Below are 17846 nucleotides of genomic sequence, written 5' to 3'. Positions count from 1 at the left end.
GGCAGACCGCGGCGCCCCATGAACCAGCCCACTCCGCCCAGCCTGCGCGTCGCCGTCCTGGGCGCGGGCAGTTGGGGCACCGCGCTGGCGGCGGCCGCGAGCCGCCGCCACCCCACCGTACTCTGGGCGCGCGATCCGGCGCAGGCCGCCGACATGGCCGCCCGCCACGAAAATGCGCGCTACCTGCCTGGCATCGCCCTGCCCCAGGCGCTGACGATTACCTCCGATCTCGACGCCACGCTGCGCAGCCTGCAACAGGACGGCGCGACGGGGCTGATCATTCTAGGCGTTCCCGTGGCCGGCCTCGCCGCCACCTGCGCCGAACTCTCGCGTCGCCTGCCCGCCCTGGGCCTGCAAGACACCCCCATCGTCTGGACCTGCAAAGGCTTTGAAGCCGACACGGCCAGACTGCCCCACGAAATCGTGCGCCAGGCCCTGCCCGGAGCCGTCGGCGGCGTCCTGTCGGGCCCGTCCTTCGCCCGCGAAGTCGCCCAGGGCCTGCCCGTGGCGCTGACCGTCGCCAGCGACAACGCCTCCCTGCGCGCCGCCACCACCCGGGCCCTGCACGGCGCCGCGCTGCGCGTCTACGCCAGCGGCGACCTGGTCGGGGTGGAAGTGGGCGGCGCCCTCAAGAACGTCATCGCCGTGGCCTGCGGCATCGGCGACGGCCTGGCGCTGGGCACCAATGCCCGCGCCGCGCTGATTACCCGCGGCCTGGCCGAGATGACACGCTTCGGCGTCGCGCTGGGCGCGCAAGCCGAGACCTTCGCCGGCCTGACCGGCCTGGGCGACCTGGTCCTGACCGCCACCGGCGAACTGTCGCGCAACCGCCGCGTCGGCCTGGAAATCGGCGCGGGCCGCAAGCTGGCCGACGTCCTGGCCAGCGGCATCACCGCCGAAGGCGTGCGCTGCGCGCGCGCCGCGCTGGAACGCGCCCGCGCCGTCGGCGTCGAACTGCCCATCACCGAAGCCGTGTGCGCCGTACTGTTCGACGGCGTCTCGCCCATGACGGCCGTGTCCACCCTGCTGGCGCGCGACGCGCGCGACGAACACGGCAACGCGGGCTGACATCGCCGATGCAGCCGGCCCCCACCCCCTCGTCCTCATAACAACACGACGCACGACTCCCAGGAGACATCCTTCATGACGCAAACCCGCAAGTTCCGGGTCGGCCCCCTGCTGCGCGGCCTCTGCCTGAGCCTGGCGGCCATCCTGCCCGCCGCCGCCCACGCCGACTGGCCGGACCGCCCCATCCACATGGTGGTGCCGTTCCCGCCCGGCTCGTCGCCTGACATCCTGGCGCGGACCATCGCCGAGCCGCTGGGACAAGCGCTGGGACAGCCCATCGTCATCGACAACAAGACCGGCGCCGGCGGCAACATCGGCACCCGCATCGTCGCGCAGGCCAAACCCGACGGCTACACCCTGCTCTACACGATCAACGGCCCGCTGGTCACCGCCCCCACGCTCTACAAGAAGACGCTGGGCTACGACCCGCTGCAAGATCTGGCGCCCGTGACGCTGGTGGGCACCAGCCCCAATGTGCTGACCGTGCCTGGCAACCTGAAGAACGTCAATTCCGTGCAGGACTTCGTGCGCATGGTGAAGGAGCACGGCAGCTCGCTGAACTATGGCTCCGTCGGCCCCGGCAGCTCGGCCCACCTGGCCATGGAAATGTTCAAGGAACGCGCCGGCATCGACATGGCGCATATCCCGTACGCCGGCTTCCCGCAGGTCATCAGCGCCATCATCGGCGGCGACATCCAGGCCGGCTTCATGGTCCCCGCCATCGCGGTGCCGCAGACCCGCGACGGCAAGGTCAAGATCCTCGCCGTCACCAGCCTGCAGCCCAGCGATACCCTGCCCGGCGTGCCCACCATGGCCTCGCAGGGCTACCCCGACTTCGAAGCCATCTCGTGGAACGCCATCCTGGCCCCCGCGGAAACGCCGACGCCCGTCATCGAGCGCCTGAACAGCGAACTGAACCGCATCATCAACAGCGATACGGTCCGCAAGCAGATGGCCCTGCAATACTTCACTCCCGCCGCCTCCGCCCCCGAGGCCCTGACCGTCCGCATCCAGAACGAAAAGGCTCGTTGGGATCAGGTCATCCAGAAGCTGAACCTGTCGCTCGACTGACGCCGCCCCCCAGCGCCGAAGGCGGCCGCGCGGGCGGCCTTTGGCGCCCCGCGCGCAGGCATCCGCCAGGGGCGATCAGACGCCCCCTTCATATCCCAACTGCCGCCAAGCCTCGAAAACCGTCACCGCCACCGCGTTGGACAAATTCAAACTCCGCTGCCCCGCCCGCATCGGCAGCCGCAACCGCTGCTGCGGCGCGAACATCGCGTGATGCTCCTCCGACAAACCGGCGCTCTCCCGTCCGAATACGAACACGTCCCCCGCCTCGAACCGCACGTCCCCCACGCTGCGCTGGGCATGCGTGGTCAATGCATAGAGGTGGGAAGCCGTCGCCCCTGTATCCGCCAGCGCCTCCTGCAGCGTGTCATGCACGCGCACCGGCTGCCACTCGTGATAGTCCAGCCCCGCCCGCCGCATGCGGGCATCGTCCAGCTCGAAACCGAGCGGACGCACCAGGTGCAATTGCGCGCCGGTATTGGCGCACAGACGGATGGCATTGCCGGTGTTGGGCGGAATCTCGGGGCATACGAGGATGACGTGGAACATGATGAACGGACGGAAAGACGTTGAATGACGGGCGGCCGGCCAGGGCCGCGCAGGAGCGATTGTCGCCGATTTGGACGGCCGCCCCGGCGCCCGAGGCCGCATGAGGGGGCGCCCCCGCCGCCCCTCCCCGCCCGGACATCAGGGCCGGCGCGGCGTGCGCGCCACCACCAGCACCGTCACGCTGGCCGCGCCCGCGGCCAGCAAGGCGCGCGCGGCCGCATCGGCGGTGCTGCCCGTGGTCATGACGTCATCCACCAAGCCGACATGGCGGCCGGCCAGATCGCGCGCGCAATCGAACACGCCCCGGGCGCCGCTCAGCCTGGCCTGGCGCCCCAGGGCCGTCTGCCTGGGCGTTTCGCGCCGCCGCCGCAACGCCCCGCGCAGCAGCGGCCAGCCCAGTTGCGCCGCCAGGCTGCGGGCGATCTCGGCCGCCGGATTCATGCCGCGCCGGCGCAGCGATGCGCGACTGGACGGCACCGGCACCAGCAGCAAGGCCCGCGGCGGGGGTTCGGACCACACCGCATGCGCCAGCAGCCGCGCCAGGACCGGCGCCGCGCTGAGCCGCAGTTGGGTCTTGAGCTGCCGGATCAGCACCTCGGCGGGCGGCTCGTAGTCGAAGGCGGCGACCGTGCCGATGAAGGCTGGCGGCCGCGCCAGGCAGTCGGCGCAATGCAGCGCATCCGCCGCCAGCCTCTGGGCGCAACGCGGGCAGCGCGGCGCCAACGACGCTTCGGCCAGATCGGTTTCGCAGCCCTCACACAGGCGGGCGCCGCCGACCCGCCCCCCGCACAGCGGACAGTCGCAGGGCACCCGTGCCAGCAACCCCCGCCCCATGGCCTGTAGGGACAATCGGCCGCCGCGGCCGGGATGGGCAATAATGTGAGCCATCCCCCATGAAATCATGATCCGCCCGCGGCGCCGCGCCCGGGCGCGACCGAAATGTCCCTGCCCGCACCTGCCACCCCGCCCTCGCTCCCGCTCGTCGCCGCCGACGTGCCGCGCCAATTCGCCCGCCGCGGCGATCTTTCGGACGCCCAGTTCCTGTACGGCGAAGTCGCCCGCCGCATGCTGGGCCGGCTGCAGTACATCCGCGTGCAGCCGCAGGCCATGCTCGACGCCGGCTGCGGCGCCGGCGACAACCTGGCGCTGCTGCGCGAACGCTATGCCGAAGCCGCCTACACCGGCCTGGATAACTGCGACCCGCTGCTGGAGATCGCCCGCAAGCGCCACGCCCCGGCCGGCCTGTCGGCCTGGATAGGCAAACTGGCGCGACGCGGGCCGACCAATGCCTTCATCAATGCCGATCTGGCCGCCACCGGTCTGGCGCCTGAATCGCTGGAACTGGTGTGGTCCAACCTGGCCCTGCACTGGCACCGCGAGCCGCATGCCGTGCTGGCCGAGTGGCGCCGCATTCTCAAGGTCGGCGGGCTGGCGATGTTCTCCTGTCTGGGGCCGGCGACGCTGCGCGAATTGCGCCAGGCGCTGGACGACGCCGGACTGCGCACCGCCACCCCGGCCTTCGTCGACATGCATGATTTTGGCGATCTGCTGGTGGAAAACGGCTTCGCCGATCCGGTCATGGACCAGGAAATCCTGACGTTGACGTACCGCACGCCGGAAAAGCTGCTGCAGGACGTGCGCGCCCTGGGCGGCAATCCCGCCGCCGGTCGGCGCGGCGGCCTGGTCGGGCGAGACTGGCGGGCGCGCCTGTGCGATGCGTTGGAAGCCCAGCGCCGCCCGGACGGCGTCATCGCGCTGAGCATCGAGGTCGCCTACGGCCACGCCTGGCGCGCCGCCGCCCACCGCGGCACTGCAGGCGAGACCCGGCTTTCGGTCAGCGCCATCGGCGGCCGCCAGCGCGGCACGCCCTGAAACAAGACGCCCGGACAGGCCTAGTGCAGGCGTTCGGGCAGTGGCGCGGTCACTCCCGGCTCCGCCGTCGAGAGGGGCTGCATCGGCTCGGACGTGGCGCGGATTCGCCGCCGCAACACCGCGGTCGGCTCGGCCGGCGCCGCCTGGGCGACCTCACCGCGCCAGGCTTGCGACATCGATTCCACCACCAGCGGCAGATCGCGCAAACGATGGAACTGGCTGCGCAGCCAGCGCGAATCGTTGCCGCTGCGCATGGCTTCGTCGCGCAGCGATGCGATCATGTCGCCGGTCCCCAGTTCTTCGGCCACCGGCATCAGCCGCTGGAACAGCGCCCGCAGGTGGTCCATCAAGCGCAGGCGCTCGCCATCCGGCGTCACATAGCTGCCCTGCAGGCCGAAACGGCAGGCCTGGAAGTGGTTGCTGCGGTAGGACAGCCAGGCCTTGTCGCTGGGATCTTCTTCGCGCATCAACAGCACCGACAGCGCCTGGGCGAAGGCCGCTATCTGGCAGGCGCGCTCCACGGTCAACGGCGTATCGCAGACGCGGATTTCGACCGTGCCGAATTCGGGCTTGGGACGGATGTCCCAGTACAGGTCCTTGATGCTCTCGGCCAGGCCATAGGCGCGAAGTTGCGCCAGATGGGCCTCGAACTGGTACCAGTCCTTGACCTCGGCCGGCATGTGACCGGCCAGCGGGAAGCTGTTGACCGCGTTCAGGCGCGAGCACGAAAACAGTGTATCGACGCCCTCGCAATACGGCGAGGAGGCCGACAGCGCGATAAAGTGCGGGACATAGGGCGACAGGCGACGCAGCAGCTTGATGGCTTCGTCGCCGTTTTTCACGCCCAGGTGGATGTGCTGGCCAAACACCGTAAACTGACGCGCCAGGTAACCATACATTTCCGCCAGGTACTGGAAGCGGGGCGTATCCGAGATGGAGCGTTCCTGCCAGCGCATGAACGGGTGGGCGCCGCCACCGGCCACCGAGACGCCCACGGCGTCAGCCGCTTCGACCAGGGCATCGCGCATTTCGCGCATTTCCGCCAGCAGGCCCATGGGGTGCTCGTGCACCGAGGAATTCAGTTCGATCATGGACCGCGTGATTTCGGGTTTCACGCGATCGGCAATGGGATGGTTGGCCATTTGGGCCAGCAGTTCGTCGGAGGCTGCGGTCAGGTCAAAACTGCGGGGGTCGATCAGTTGCAGCTCGAGTTCGATGCCCAGGGTGTTGGGGGCCGACGAAATGAACGGGATCTGTTCCATCTCGGACTCCTTCGGATGTTTGATGAGGGGATGCGCCGTTCGACCTTGAAGCCCGGCAACTTCCCGGGGGGCGCTAGACGGCGGCTTGTGAACGCATAATAGCCGCATGTTTGTGGCAAAACGATTGAAAATCGTGACATTTGTGTGCAACATCACGATGCATTCGGTTTTGCTCTCTAGAACAAAGTGAGCGAGCGCTCACAACGTAATGGTGGCGCGGCTCGCCGGCCCGGGAAGCCTGCAAGCGCAGGCTGGGTGCGGGTCTCCAGAGGGGATGGGATAACCCTATAAAGGGTTGTCCCTTATAAAAACAGACCTATCCCGACTGGGACGCACCGCGGCGACGGGAGGCCGGAAATTCGGGCTGTGCCGCGCACGGGCGAGGCCGCCTACTTGCGCCAGAAAATCGGCGTGAACAGCACCAGCACGGTCAGCAGCTCCAGGCGGCCGATCAGCATGGCGAAGGTGCAGACCCAGATCTGGAAATCCGACAGCACCGCGAAATTTCCCATGGGTCCGACCGGTCCCAGGCCGGGGCCGGTGTTGTTGACGCTGGCGAAGACGGCCGAGAACGCCGTGATCGGGTCCAGCCCCGACAGCAGCAGCAGGCTGGTGAAGACGGCGATGGACAGGCCGTAGAAAAGCATGAACGCCAGCACCGACGACATGGTGCGGGCCTCGACGGCGCGGCCGTTGATCCGTACCGGGCTGACCGCATGCGGATGCAACATTGTGACAAGTTCATTGCGCGCCTGCTTGATCAGCAGGATGGCCCGGATCATCTTGATCCCGCCCCCCGTCGAGCCAGCCGAGGTGGCGAAGCCCGACAGCAGCAGCATGGTCAAGGGCGCGAACAGCGGCCACTGGGCGAAATCGGTATTGGCGTAGCCCGTGGTGGTGGCCATCGAGATCGTGTTGAACATCCCGTAGCGCAGAGCCTGCAGCGGCTCCTGGTAGACGCCCTTGACGTACAGGAACACCGAGATCACCAGGCCCACCCCCAGCACCACCACCAGGTACGGAATGGCTTCCGGACAACGCAGATAAGCGCGCGGACTACGCTGGCGGAAAGCGTTGAAATGGGTGGCGAAGTTGATGCCGGCGATCAACATGAACACCATGGCCACCATTTCCACCGCTACCGAATCGAAATGGGCAAAGCCGTCGTCCCAGGTGGAAAAGCCGCCCAGGCCCATGGTGGTGGCCATGTGGCACCAGGCCTCGAACCACGACAGGCCGACCGCGCGGTAAGCCAGGAAGCACAGGATCGAGAACGCGAAATACACCGCGTACAGCGCCTTGGCGGTGCTGGCGATGCGGGGGGTCAGGCGCTCGTCCTTCATCGGCCCCGGGGTCTCGGCCCGCACCACCTGGTGGCCGCCGACGCCCAGCAGCGGCAGGATCGCCACTGCCAGAACCAGGATTCCCATGCCGCCGATCCAGATAAGGGTGGCGCGCCACAGGTTGATCGAGGCGGGCAGCGCGTCCAGATTGGTCAGCACGGTGGCGCCGGTGGTCGTCAGCCCGGACATGGCCTCGAAATAAGCCCCGGTGAACGATAGCGGCAGGCCGGCACGGTGGAAGTAGATCAACAGCGGGATCGCCGCCAGCAGCGGCAGGCCGGCCCATACCGCCGACACCAGCACAAAGCCGTCACGGGCGCGCAGCTCGCTGCGGGCCCGCCGCGTCAGCGCCGCCAGCGCCACGCCGATACCGACCGAAATCAGGAAGCCGTGCAGGAAGGCATCGCGCGCGGCGTCGCCGCCGATGTAGGCCACTCCCAGCGGGATCAGCATGGTGAGGGCGAACATCACCATCGTCAGGCCCAGGATGTGCAGCGTCGCCAGGACCCGCTTCATGCGGCCTCCCCGGCCGTCGCCGGTCCGTCGGAAAGCGGGACGCGCAGGCTCATCAGAAGAACGACGCCGAAACTTGGAACAGTTTTTCCACGCGCGGCATCTGCTTGCGCGAGGGCACGAAGACGATGACGTGATCGTCGGTCTCGATCACGGTATCCGCGTCAGGCAGGATGATCTCGTCCTCGCGCACCAGCGCGCCGATGCTGGCGCCCTTGGGCAGGCTGATCTCGCCCACCTTGCGGCCCACCACCTTGGAATTGGAGCGGTCGCCGTGGGCGATGGCCTCCAGCGCCTCGGCCACGCCCTGGCGCAACCGGTGCACCGCCGCCACGTCGCCGCGCCGCACATGGCGCAGCAGCTCGCTCATGGTGGCCTGCGACGGCGACACCGCGATGTCGATATGGCTGCCCTGCATCAGTTCGCCATAGGCCTGGCGGTTGATCAGCGCGATCACCTTGCGCGCGCCCAGCCGCTTGGCCAGCAGCGACGACATGATGTTGTCCTCGTCGTCGCTGGTCAGCGCCAGCCAGGTGTCCATGTCCTCGATGTTCTCGCGTTCCAGCAGGGCCTCGTCGGTGCCGCTGCCGTGCAGCACCAGCACGCTGTCGGGCAACTGCGTGGCCAGGTATTCGCAGCGCTTGAGGTCGCGCTCGATGATGCGCACGCTGTAGTTTTCCTCGGCCAGCGCGCGCGCCAGCCGCAGGCCGATGTTGCCGCCACCGGCGATCATCACGCGGCGCACGGCCTTTTCGGCTTCGCGCAGTTGCCGCACGGCGCGGCGCGCGTGGCGCGTGTCCACCACCAGCACCACCTCGTCGCCCGGGGCGATCACGGTGCCCGACCCCGCCCGCAACGGGCGGCCGCCGCGCAGCACGTCGATCACCCGCGCCGTGACGTCGGGCCAGACCTCGCGCAGCTTGTCGACGGGATGGTGCGCCATGGGGCTGCCGTGACCGACGCGGACCGTCACGACGCTGACCCGCCCTTCGGCGAATTCCACTACCTGCAGCGCCTCGGGGAACTCGATCAGGCTGTGCAGGTAGGTGGTGACGCTGCGCTCGGGGCTGATGATGGCGTCGATGCAGAAGCCGTCTTCGCTCATCAGTTCGGGATGTTCGGAAAATTCGCCAGAACGGATACGAGCGATGCGGCGAGGGATGTTGAAAAGCTGACGGGCGATCTTGCAGGCCACCATGTTGGCCGCGTCGGACGCGGCGCAGGCGATCAGCAGGTCGGTGTCCGCGGCGCCGGCGCCTTCCAGCACCGACACCTGCGAGCCGTCGCCATGGACGACGCGCAGGTCGAAGTGTTCCTGCAGGTATTGCAACTGGGAAGAGTCCGAATCGATCACCGTGATGTCGTTCTGCTCGGACACCAGGTTTTCCGCCACGCTGGTGCCTACGCGACCAGCGCCGATGATCAGGATCTTCATGCGCCCCGTTTGCGCGCCGACTCGATGCCCAACTGCTTGAGCTTGCGGTAGAGGTGGGTGCGCTCGAGGCCGGTGCGTTCGGACACGCGGGTCATGCTGTGGCTTTCGCGGACCAGATGGTATTCAAAATAGATGCGCTCGAACTCGTCGCGCGCCTCGCGCAGCGGCTGGTCCAGCGAGATGCTGCCCAACTGGCCGTTGGCGGTGACCGGAACTTCGTTCGCGGGGGCCAACGACAGCGTCGGCGGATCGAGTTCGTCCTCGAGCGCCACGGCGGCGCTGGCGGTCGTGGGCGCCGTCACGGGCGCCGGATGCGGCACGCGACCGCGGGCCAGGCCGGCGGCCACGGTCTTGAGCAGGCGTTGCAGCGTAATCGGCTTTTCGAGGAAATCCATGGCGCCGATGCGGGTGGCCTCGACCGCCGTGTCGATGGTGGCGTGACCACTCATCATGATGACCGGCATGTCCAGCAGGCCCTGCGAGCCCCATTCCTTGAGCAGGCTGACGCCATCGGTGTCCGGCATCCAGATGTCCAGCAGCACCAGATCGGGACGCGTGCGAAGGCGCGCGGCGCGCGCTTGCGCCGCGTTTTCGGCCAACTCGACCGTGTGCCCTTCGTCGTAAAGGATTTCCGACAAAAGCTCGCGAATACCGACTTCGTCGTCAACCACCAGAATTCTGGCCATAAAGCATCCACCTATTGCGTAGCCGCATTATCCTTTTCTTGCGCGGTCGCGTCCATAGTATCGGCCCCGGGAGCGAGCCGGGTCAACAAGATGGAAATCCGCGCGCCTCCTTCCTTGCGATTCGCAAGGTCGATCCGCCCGCCATGCTCTTCCACGATCTTGCGTACGATTGCCAATCCTAACCCAGTCCCGTGGGACTTGGTGGTTACGTAGGGCTCGAAAGCGCGCTGCATGACCTGCGGCGGGAAACCCGGGCCGGTGTCGGCGACCGTGAAACGCAGGGCCTGCTGGTCGGCGCGGTCGGGCTGCTCGCTGCGCATCAGTTGGGTCGTGACGCTGACCCGGCCTTCCCCTCCCTTCTCGGCGATGGCGTCGCGGGCATTGGACAGCAGGTTATGGATCACCTGGCGCAACTGGGTCGGATCGCCCTCGATGGCGGGCAGGTCCGCGCCCAGGCTGACGTCCAGGTTCAGCGCCTTGCCGGAGGCCGAACGCACCGAAGCGGCGCCGTCCGGCTCCCAGCCATACAGGGACAGCACATCCGCCACCAGCGCGTTGAAGTCGATACGCTGCATCACCGCCGGCGGCGTGCGGGCGTATTCGCGGAAATCATCCACCATCTGCTTGAGCGAGGCCACCTGATTGACGATGGTGTTGGTGGAGCGCTCGACGATCTGGGCCTCGGCCGGCGGCAGCTTGCCTTCCAGCTTCATCGCCAGGCGCTCGGCGGAGAGTTGGATCGGCGTCAGCGGGTTCTTGATCTCGTGGGCCAGGCGGCGCGCCACTTCGCCCCAGGCGACGGTGCGGTTGGCCGATATCACCTCGGTAATATCGTCGAACACGACCAGGTAGCCGTTGCCACGGCCGTCCACACGCAGGTGGGTGCCGCGCGCCAGCAGCGTCAGGGCCTGGGGCCCGTTGGGCGTGTCGCCCTGCTTGGGCGCGATTTCGAACTGCTGCTGCCAGTGCTGCCGTTCGGAGCCCACGGCGGCGTGGGTGGAAAAAGCCTGCCGCACGACGTTCGCGAACTCGAGCATGCCATCGACGGTTTCCAGCGGCCGCCCGATCACCGAGCGCAGGTCGGCCTGCAGGATGGTCTGGGCGCCCTGGTTGACGGTGGTGACGCGGAAGGACTCGTCGAACACCAGCACGCCCGAGGACAGGTTCGACAGCACGCTTTCCAGATAGACGTTGGACCGCTCGAGCTGCTGGCGGTTGCTCTCGACCATGCGGCGGGCCTCGTCGAGCTGGCGCGTCATGGCATTGAACGAGCGGGTCAACTGGCCGACCTCGTCGCGCTCGGGCGGCTCGGGCAGCGGCCGGTAGTCGCCCACGCCCACCGCCTGGGTGCCGCCCGCCAGGCTGAGCAATGGCCGCACCAGCCGCTTGGACAGCGACAACGCCACGGCGATGGCGCCGAACGCGGCCAGCAGCAGCGCCAGGGTCAGCGTGATGCCATACAGTTTGCGCAGGCCGAGCCGCGACAGGGCGAGTTCCTGGTAGTCGCGAAAACCCTGCTGCACCAGGTTGGCGTTGTGCGCGATCTGCTCGGGCACCGGCTGCAGCAGTTGCAGCCAGCGTGGCTCGGAGGCGGCGCCCAGCAGGTTGTCGTAGCGGTCGGGCCCGGTCAGCGGAATCACCACGCGCAGGTGCAGCCCGCCGTCGGTGCCGGGCTTGACCGGGTCATCGGCCTCGGCCGCCGAATAGCCGCGCGACAGCCGAAGTTGGTTCATGACCGTCGACGGCGGCATGGCCGGCAGCAACTGGCCGTACTGGCTGGTGGAGAACGCCACCATGCGGCCGCTGCCGGTGAAGACCATGGCTTCCTGCACGCCGTTGGCTTCGCGCAGCCGGGTCAGGGCCAGCGTCACGCCGGTATCGGAATTGCGGTTCAGCTCGGCCGCCATCGAGCGGGCCCGCGCGTCCAGGTCGGCCAGCAGCGAGTCGAGCGCGGCGCGGCCCAGGTTCAGGCCGGCCTCCAGCGCGGTGTCGACCCGCACGTTGAACCAGGACTCGATCGAGCGCGACATGAACTGCACCGAGACTGTGTAGATCAGGGCGCCGGGGACCACGCCGATCAGGGCGAAGGCCAAAGAGAAGCGGGCGGTCAGCCTGGCGCCGAACTGCCGGCGCCGGATCTGCCGCGCCAGCCGCACCGTCAGGGCCACCACCCAGACGAACAGCGCCAGCGCGAAGATGCCGTTGAGAACCAGCAGCGTGTCGTAATAGCGGGCAAAACGCGAGGCATTGCCCGTGGACCATGCCAGCAGGCCCAGCAACGCCAGGCCGCTCACCGCGCCGACCATCAGGGCCAGCCGAAGCAACAGCCTCATGAGGGGTCTTTCTCCTTGTCACCCAGCGAGAACGAGAAATCGGTCCACGGCGTGCCCTGGACCCAGGAGCTGCTGTTCAGGGCATTGACCTGGAACGGCCGGGGCAGCAGCGAAGTGTCCAGCCGCAGCCGCAACTGGCCGCCATAGACCACGCCCTCGTCGAAATCGTCGGCATCGGCCACCTGCCAGTTGCGCACATGGCGGATGACGCTCATTGCGTCGTCCAGCGACGCCACCGGGAAGGACAGCTCGCCGACCCCGGCACGCCACTGGCGCGTCAGCGCGTTGTAGATCACGCGCCAGGTGCGGGAGGTGTCGACCAGGGACTTGTTGAACCACCACCAACGCTCGCGCGTGATGGTCAGGTCGGCAGTGAAGTACAGGGGTACGCCACGCTGGGCGGCGTCACGCAGTTGCTGGTTCAGTTCGAACTCGATGTCGGCGTCGATTTCAAGCTTGTCGCCACGCACGACCGGTTCGACGCGCACCACCTTCGGTTCGGACCCGTGTGCCTGACCGGCCGGCGCCAACGACAGCGCGGCAGTTGCGAACAATAACCCCAGAAATAACCGTGAAATGATGGACATACGACACCGAAACCCCGTCATGCCCCCTATTCTTGGCGATTCAGGACTGCTTGGCAAACAAGGCGTAGAAAAATCCATCGCGTTGCGCCGCGGGTGTTGCATCGACCGCAACTGGCAGCAATTGGCCGGGCGCGTCCAGGCGCCGGGCCTCGGGGTGGCGCTGCAGGAACTCGAGCGCCTGGCGCGTGCCCTCGATCGGGAAGATCGAGCAGGTCACGTACAGCAGGCGGCCGCCGGGCGCGACCGTGCGCCAGAGCGCGTCCAGGATGCGCGCCTGCAGCGTGGCGGTGCGGCGCACATCGTTCTCGCGGCGCAGCCAGCGGATGTCGGGATGACGCCGCACGATGCCCGAGGCGGTGCACGGCACGTCCGCCAGCACCGCGTCGAAGGGCTTGCCATCCCACCAGGCGTCCAGGTCGGCGGCGTCGGCGGCCTGCAGCCGCACATGCTCGCCCGCCAGGCCGAGGCGGTCCAGGTTCTGGCCGACCCGCGTCAGGCGGTCGGCGTCGGCGTCCAGGGCGAGCAGGTCGATGTCGGCCAGCTCCAGCAGGTGGGCGGTCTTGCCGCCCGGCGCGGCGCAGGCATCCAGCACCCGCATGCCGTCCTGCGGCGCCAGCAGCTCGGCGGCCAACTGGGCGCCGGCGTCCTGCACCGACCACCACCCTTCGGCGAAACCGGGCAGTTGAGCCACCGGCCGCGGCGTGGCCAGCACCAGGCCGGCCTGGCCCACCGTGTCGGCGGCCAGGCCCGCGTCCTGGAACGCGGCCAGGACCTGCTCGCGGCTGGCGCGGCGGCGGTTGACGCGCAGGGTCAGCGGCGCCGGCACGTTGGCCGCCCGCAGGATCTCCTGCCACTGCTGCGGATAGGCCACGCGCAATTGCTTGACCCACCAGCCCGGATGGTTCCATTCGGCCTCGGGGCTGTCGGCCACGGCGGCCTCCAGCGCCGCCCGCTCACGCAGGAAACGGCGCAGGCAGGCATTGAGCAGGCCCTTGAACGCCCCCAGGGAACGGGTCGAGGACGCGGCCGTGACGGCCTGGTCCACCACGGTGTGGGGCGCGTAGACCGGCATGCCCGGCAGGCCGGCAGCGGCCTCGCCCTCGGCCTTGAGCAGCGTCAGCGAGACCAGCAGCAGCGATTCGAACAGCACATTGGGATAGCGCTGCACCAGTTCGCGGCCGACCGCATCGGCCCAGCCCAGGTAGCGCATCGCGTGGAACGACACCGCCTGCGCCGCGGGGCGCAGGGCGCCATCGACGTCGGCCAGGGCATCGGTCATCGAGCGGCCTTCCAGGACGTCCTCCACCACGCGCGCGCTGGCAAGCAAAACGGCGGAAAGCGGGGGAGCCAGATGGGGGGTATCGGAACGCGTGGACATGGCAGCAAATCAAAGGACAAGACCGCTATGGTAGCCCGGCGCGGGCTGCCGCCCCGTCGACGGCCTCGCGGGGAGCGCTGGACGAACCGCGCCGGGCGCGTCACACTGGCCGCCTGCCTCGGAGCCCGCCATGTCCACCGCCACGCTGCTGCTGTTCATCCTGGCCTCGGCCGTCGCCATCGTGACGCCCGGCCCGACCGTCCTGCTCGCCATGAGCAACGGCTCGCGCCACGGCGTGCGCACCGCCTGCTGGGGCATGGGCGGCGCGGTAATGGCGGATTTCATCCTGGTGGGCGCGGTGGCTTCCGGCCTGGGCGTGGTGCTGGCCGCTTCCGAGGTCGCCTTCCATGTCATCAAGTGGGCGGGCGCCGCCTACCTGGCCTATCTCGGCTGGAAGATGCTGCGCTCGGACGCCGCGCTGGTGCTGCCGGCCGCCGAACCCGGCGCCGCCCGGCCGGTGGGCCTCAAGCTGGGCCTGCGCAGCTTCGTGGTGGCGCTGACCAACCCGAAGGCATTGCTGTTCATGTCCGCCTTCCTGCCGCAGTTCATCAATACCCAGGCGCCCCTGCTGCCGCAATACGCCACCGTGGCTGCGGTGCTGGCGCTGATGAACATCCTGACCATGCTGGCCTACGCCACCCTGGGCGCGCAACTGGTGCGGGCCTTTCGCGGCTCGGGCCTGCGCTGGCTGAACCGGGTCTGTGGCTCGCTCATGATCGGGCTGGCCGGCACCCTGGCGCTGTACCGCCGCAGCGGCGCCTGACGCCCGACGTCGCCCTGCCCGGATATTAGGGACGCACACCAGCCGGGAATCGCCCCCGGCAACCCGCTAAAATAACGGCCCCCCGCCCTGCCGCGCTAGAATTGCGCAGTATTTGATCACTGGCGCCGGCTCGCGCCCACCGAGGTATTCCATGTCTTCCCCCAAAGTCGGCTTCGTCAGCCTGGGCTGTCCCAAAGCCCTGGTCGACTCCGAACGCATCCTGACCCAACTGCGCACCGAAGGGTACCAAGTCACGCCCGAGTACAACGACGCCGACGTCGTGGTGGTCAACACCTGTGGCTTCATCGACAGCGCCAAGGCGGAGTCGCTGGAAGCCATCGGCGAAGCGCTCGCCGAGAACGGCAAGGTCATCGTCACCGGCTGCATGGGCGTCGAGGAATCGGTGATCCGCAACGTGCACCCCAGCGTGCTGGCCGTGACCGGCCCGCAGCAATACGAGGAAGTGGTGCGCGCCGTGCATGACGCCGCGCCGCCCAAGAAGGACCACAATCCCTACCTCGACCTGGTGCCGCCGCAGGGCGTCAAGCTGACCCCGCGCCACTACGCCTACCTGAAGATCTCGGAAGGCTGCAATCACCGCTGCAGCTTCTGCATCATCCCGTCGATGCGCGGCGACCTGGTCAGCCGTCCGGTGGGAGACGTGCTCAGCGAGGCCGAGCGCCTGGTCAAGGCCGGCGTCAAGGAGCTGCTGGTGATCTCGCAGGACACCAGCGCCTACGGCGTCGACGTCAAGTACCGCAGCGGCTTCTGGAACGGCCGGCCCGTGCGCACCCGCATGACCGAGCTCTGTACGGCCTTGTCCGAGATGGGCATCTGGACGCGCCTGCATTACGTGTATCCGTATCCGCACGTCGACGAAGTGATTCCGCTGATGGCCGAGGGCAAGATCCTGCCCTACCTGGACATTCCGTTCCAGCACGCCAGCCCGCGCATCCTCAAGGCCATGAAGCGTCCGGCGTTCGAGGACAAGACGCTGGCGCGCATCAAGCAGTGGCGCGAGATCTGCCCCGACCTGACCATCCGCTCGACCTTCATCGTCGGCTTCCCCGGCGAGACCGAGGAAGACTTCCAGTACCTTCTGGACTGGATGCAGGAAGCCCAGCTCGACCGCGTCGGCTGTTTCCAGTATTCGCCGGTGGAAGGCGCGCCCGCCAACCTGCTCGACAATCCCGTGCCGGACGAGGTCAAGCAGGAACGCTGGGAACGCTTCATGGAACTGCAGCAGTCGATTTCCACCGCGCGCCTGGCGCGCAAGGTCGGCCGCGAGATCGACGTACTGATCGACGAAGTGGACGAAGACGGCGCCGTGGGCCGTAGCGCTGGCGACGCGCCGGAAATCGACGGTTGCGTCTACGTCAGCTCGGACCGCAAGCTCAAGGCCGGCGACCTGGTGCGCGCCCGCGTCACCGACTCCGACGAGTACGACCTCTGGGCCGACACGGTCTGAGCGTCATGAGGCCGGCGGCATCGGCCGCCGGCGCGAAAGGCCCGCGGCCCGGTTCAGGCCTCCAGCAGTTTCAGGCCCGCCACGCCGCCCACGATCAACGCAATGCACGCCAGGCGCGCGACGGACGGCGAATCGCCGAACAGCAGGATCCCCAGCAGCGTGATGCCCACGGACCCGATGCCGGTCCACACGGCGTAAGCGGTGCCCGCGGGCAGGTGCCGCATCGCCAGCGTCAGCAGGAAGATACTGCCCAGCGCCGCGGCGATGCCGATGGCGCTGGGCCAGAACCGCGTCCAGCCGTCCGCGTACTTCAACGCCAGCGCCATCACGATTTCCACCGCGCTCGCGGCCAACAGGATCCACCAGGCCATTCCGGCCTCCCTTCGTTATTGGAACGCGGCCAGCTTAGGGCCTATAGTTACCCAGGCACAAGTACGCACCTATTGGTAACCATGAAGGGCACCCCATGGCTGTCTCTCCCGCTTCCGCGGGCGACGTCTTCGACGCCGCCTGTCCATCGCGCCGCGCGCTCGAACTGATCTCCGGAAAATGGGTACCACTGGTGCTGCCCGCGCTCGCGCATGGCCCGCTGCGCAACAATGAGCTGCTACGCAAGCTCGACGGAATCTCGCAGAAGATGATGACGCAGACACTGCGCGAACTGGAACGCCACGGACTGGTCCTGCGCGAGGACATGCGCACGGTGCCGCCGCATGTGCGCTATCACCTGACCGAACTGGGGAAGTCGCTGAATGTGGCGCTGGTGGCGCTGGATCGATGGGCCGAAAGCCACCATGCCCAATTGGATGCGGCGGCGCGCCGCCACGACGCGGCTGCCGCGCGCCAGGGTTGAACAACCCGGGCGGGACGCGCAGCCCCATGGCGCACCGCCGGCCCACGGTGCGCCATCGACCGCTGACGGGCCTTAATGCTTGGCCAGGAAATCAGACAGATCGTCGGCGTGCTCTTCCTCGACCGCCAGGATTTCCTCCAGCAGGCGACGGGTGGTCGAATCCTGCTCGCCGATGTACTCGATCATCTGCCGGTAGCTGTCGATGGCGATACGCTCGGCGATCAGGTTTTCCTTGATCATCTCCTCGAGCGAGGAGCCCTCGACGTACTCGGAATGGCTACGCTCGAGCAGGCCCTTGGGCGACAGATTGGGCTCGCCGCCCAGTTGCACGATACGCTCGGCCAGTTTGTCGGCGTGATCCTGTTCCTGAGCGGCGTGCTCCGCGAATTCCGCGGCCACCGGCTCGGCGTTCAGGCCGCGGGCCATGAAGAAGTGGCGCTTGTAGCGCAGCACACAGACGATCTCGGTGGCCAGCGCCTCGTTCAGCAGCTTGAGCACGGTCTGGCGGTCGGCACGGTAAGTGTCGGTGACGGCGCCGGACTCGATATCCTGGCGCGCCTTGGCGCGGATCGCCTTCACATCCATGTCGAAGGGGCGGCTCGCCTTGTCTTGGTTACGGGTCGTGTTTTCCATATCGTTAGCTCCTTGTGGGGTTGGCAATACGACGC

At 68.1% G+C, this 17846-nt stretch carries 17 protein-coding genes; 6 read left to right on the top strand and 11 right to left on the bottom strand.

Going from position 1 to position 17846, the window contains the following annotated elements; genetic code table 11:
• Positions 1–18: 18 nt before the first annotated feature.
• Both SB816_RS03570 and SB816_RS03565 read left to right on the top strand, forming a co-directional pair.
• Positions 19–1068: an NAD(P)H-dependent glycerol-3-phosphate dehydrogenase gene (locus tag SB816_RS03570; RefSeq protein WP_064524038.1), complete on the top strand. Its 1050-nt coding sequence runs from the start codon at positions 19–21 to the stop codon at positions 1066–1068.
• A gap of 75 nt (positions 1069–1143) precedes the next feature.
• Complete coding sequence (locus SB816_RS03565; RefSeq protein ID WP_410546504.1) at positions 1144–2139, top strand: Bug family tripartite tricarboxylate transporter substrate binding protein; 996 nt, start codon at positions 1144–1146, stop codon at positions 2137–2139.
• A gap of 75 nt (positions 2140–2214) precedes the next feature.
• On the opposite strand, the gene SB816_RS03560 is transcribed toward SB816_RS03565, so the two are convergent.
• Complete coding sequence (locus tag SB816_RS03560) at positions 2215–2685, bottom strand: tRNA (cytidine(34)-2'-O)-methyltransferase (RefSeq protein ID WP_054500438.1); 471 nt, start codon at positions 2683–2685, stop codon at positions 2215–2217.
• 138 nt (positions 2686–2823) lie between these two features.
• A complete protein-coding gene (locus tag SB816_RS03555) occupies positions 2824–3573 on the bottom strand; it encodes a ComF family protein (RefSeq protein WP_367648729.1) in 750 nt (249 codons plus the stop codon).
• Between the two features lie 51 nt (positions 3574–3624).
• Between SB816_RS03555 and SB816_RS03550 the strand changes: the two genes are divergently transcribed.
• Positions 3625–4557 (top strand): methyltransferase domain-containing protein, encoded by a 933-nt coding sequence (locus tag SB816_RS03550; protein ID WP_064524036.1) that lies wholly within the window; start codon positions 3625–3627, stop codon positions 4555–4557.
• Positions 4558–4577: 20 nt separating this feature from the next.
• Here the strand turns inward: SB816_RS03550 and SB816_RS03545 are convergent, their stop codons facing one another.
• From SB816_RS03545 to rsmB, 7 genes are all read right to left on the bottom strand, one after another.
• Positions 4578–5819 (bottom strand): YbdK family carboxylate-amine ligase, encoded by a 1242-nt coding sequence (locus tag SB816_RS03545; protein WP_054500436.1) that lies wholly within the window; start codon positions 5817–5819, stop codon positions 4578–4580.
• Positions 5820–6208: 389 nt separating this feature from the next.
• Positions 6209–7678, bottom strand: coding sequence for a TrkH family potassium uptake protein (locus SB816_RS03540; protein WP_054500435.1), 1470 nt, complete (start codon positions 7676–7678; stop codon positions 6209–6211).
• Positions 7679–7730: 52 nt separating this feature from the next.
• Positions 7731–9110: a Trk system potassium transporter TrkA gene (gene trkA, locus SB816_RS03535; RefSeq protein WP_054500434.1), complete on the bottom strand. Its 1380-nt coding sequence runs from the start codon at positions 9108–9110 to the stop codon at positions 7731–7733.
• Complete coding sequence (locus SB816_RS03530; RefSeq protein WP_144655685.1) at positions 9107–9796, bottom strand: response regulator; 690 nt, start codon at positions 9794–9796, stop codon at positions 9107–9109. The genes trkA and SB816_RS03530 overlap by 4 nt, the downstream gene beginning before the upstream one ends.
• 11 nt (positions 9797–9807) lie before the next feature.
• Positions 9808–12129: a sensor histidine kinase gene (locus SB816_RS03525; RefSeq protein WP_054500432.1), complete on the bottom strand. Its 2322-nt coding sequence runs from the start codon at positions 12127–12129 to the stop codon at positions 9808–9810.
• Positions 12126–12716, bottom strand: a complete 591-nt coding sequence (locus SB816_RS03520; protein WP_116792223.1) for a DUF4390 domain-containing protein — start codon at positions 12714–12716, stop codon at positions 12126–12128. Before SB816_RS03520 ends, SB816_RS03525 begins: the two co-directional genes overlap by 4 nt.
• Before the next feature lie 40 nt (positions 12717–12756).
• On the bottom strand, positions 12757–14094 hold the full coding sequence (gene rsmB / locus SB816_RS03515) for a 16S rRNA (cytosine(967)-C(5))-methyltransferase RsmB (protein WP_054500430.1): 1338 nt from the start codon (positions 14092–14094) through the stop codon (positions 12757–12759).
• 130 nt (positions 14095–14224) lie between these two features.
• On the opposite strand from rsmB, the gene SB816_RS03510 reads away from it, so the two are divergent.
• Together SB816_RS03510 and rimO are read left to right on the top strand one after the other, a co-directional pair.
• A complete protein-coding gene (locus SB816_RS03510) occupies positions 14225–14857 on the top strand; it encodes a LysE family translocator (RefSeq protein WP_054500429.1) in 633 nt (210 codons plus the stop codon).
• Positions 14858–15008: 151 nt separating this feature from the next.
• Positions 15009–16325 (top strand): 30S ribosomal protein S12 methylthiotransferase RimO, encoded by a 1317-nt coding sequence (rimO, locus tag SB816_RS03505; RefSeq protein WP_410546503.1) that lies wholly within the window; start codon positions 15009–15011, stop codon positions 16323–16325.
• A 53-nt stretch (positions 16326–16378) separates the two neighbouring features.
• On the opposite strand, the gene SB816_RS03500 is transcribed toward rimO, so the two are convergent.
• Positions 16379–16696 carry a DMT family transporter gene (locus tag SB816_RS03500; RefSeq protein ID WP_054500427.1) on the bottom strand — a complete coding sequence of 106 codons (318 nt, stop codon included), beginning with the start codon at positions 16694–16696 and terminating at the stop codon, positions 16379–16381.
• A 95-nt stretch (positions 16697–16791) separates the two neighbouring features.
• On the opposite strand from SB816_RS03500, the gene SB816_RS03495 reads away from it, so the two are divergent.
• Complete coding sequence (locus SB816_RS03495; protein ID WP_054500426.1) at positions 16792–17178, top strand: winged helix-turn-helix transcriptional regulator; 387 nt, start codon at positions 16792–16794, stop codon at positions 17176–17178.
• 72 nt (positions 17179–17250) lie between these two features.
• Here SB816_RS03495 and SB816_RS03490 read toward each other — a convergent pair whose 3' ends face one another.
• Entirely contained in the window at positions 17251–17811 is a 561-nt protein-coding gene (locus SB816_RS03490) for a bacterioferritin (RefSeq protein ID WP_054500425.1), read from the bottom strand.
• Positions 17812–17846 lie beyond the last annotated feature (35 nt).

The sequence above is a fragment of the Achromobacter sp. SIMBA_011 genome, from assembly GCF_046535435.1.
GTDB classification, from domain to species: Bacteria; Pseudomonadota; Gammaproteobacteria; order Burkholderiales; family Burkholderiaceae_B; genus Achromobacter; species Achromobacter dolens.
This window is presented reverse-complemented; position numbering and strand designations above follow the sequence as displayed.

Bases quoted from the DNA above. Each gene is read 5' to 3' on its own strand.
- SB816_RS03570 (WP_064524038.1), top strand. From the start codon at position 19: ATGAACCAGCCCACTCCGCCCAGCCTGCGCGTCGCCGTCCTGGGCGCG.
- SB816_RS03565 (WP_410546504.1), top strand. From the start codon at position 1,144: ATGACGCAAACCCGCAAGTTCCGGGTCGGCCCCCTGCTGCGCGGCCTC.
- SB816_RS03560 (WP_054500438.1), bottom strand. From the start codon at position 2,685: ATGTTCCACGTCATCCTCGTATGCCCCGAGATTCCGCCCAACACCGGC.
- SB816_RS03555 (WP_367648729.1), bottom strand. From the start codon at position 3,573: ATGGCTCACATTATTGCCCATCCCGGCCGCGGCGGCCGATTGTCCCTA.
- SB816_RS03550 (WP_064524036.1), top strand. From the start codon at position 3,625: ATGTCCCTGCCCGCACCTGCCACCCCGCCCTCGCTCCCGCTCGTCGCC.
- SB816_RS03545 (WP_054500436.1), bottom strand. From the start codon at position 5,819: ATGGAACAGATCCCGTTCATTTCGTCGGCCCCCAACACCCTGGGCATC.
- SB816_RS03540 (WP_054500435.1), bottom strand. From the start codon at position 7,678: ATGAAGCGGGTCCTGGCGACGCTGCACATCCTGGGCCTGACGATGGTG.
- trkA (WP_054500434.1), bottom strand. From the start codon at position 9,110: ATGAAGATCCTGATCATCGGCGCTGGTCGCGTAGGCACCAGCGTGGCG.
- SB816_RS03530 (WP_144655685.1), bottom strand. From the start codon at position 9,796: ATGGCCAGAATTCTGGTGGTTGACGACGAAGTCGGTATTCGCGAGCTT.
- SB816_RS03525 (WP_054500432.1), bottom strand. From the start codon at position 12,129: ATGAGGCTGTTGCTTCGGCTGGCCCTGATGGTCGGCGCGGTGAGCGGC.
- SB816_RS03520 (WP_116792223.1), bottom strand. From the start codon at position 12,716: ATGTCCATCATTTCACGGTTATTTCTGGGGTTATTGTTCGCAACTGCC.
- rsmB (WP_054500430.1), bottom strand. From the start codon at position 14,094: ATGTCCACGCGTTCCGATACCCCCCATCTGGCTCCCCCGCTTTCCGCC.
- SB816_RS03510 (WP_054500429.1), top strand. From the start codon at position 14,225: ATGTCCACCGCCACGCTGCTGCTGTTCATCCTGGCCTCGGCCGTCGCC.
- rimO (WP_410546503.1), top strand. From the start codon at position 15,009: ATGTCTTCCCCCAAAGTCGGCTTCGTCAGCCTGGGCTGTCCCAAAGCC.
- SB816_RS03500 (WP_054500427.1), bottom strand. From the start codon at position 16,696: ATGGCCTGGTGGATCCTGTTGGCCGCGAGCGCGGTGGAAATCGTGATG.
- SB816_RS03495 (WP_054500426.1), top strand. From the start codon at position 16,792: ATGGCTGTCTCTCCCGCTTCCGCGGGCGACGTCTTCGACGCCGCCTGT.
- SB816_RS03490 (WP_054500425.1), bottom strand. From the start codon at position 17,811: ATGGAAAACACGACCCGTAACCAAGACAAGGCGAGCCGCCCCTTCGAC.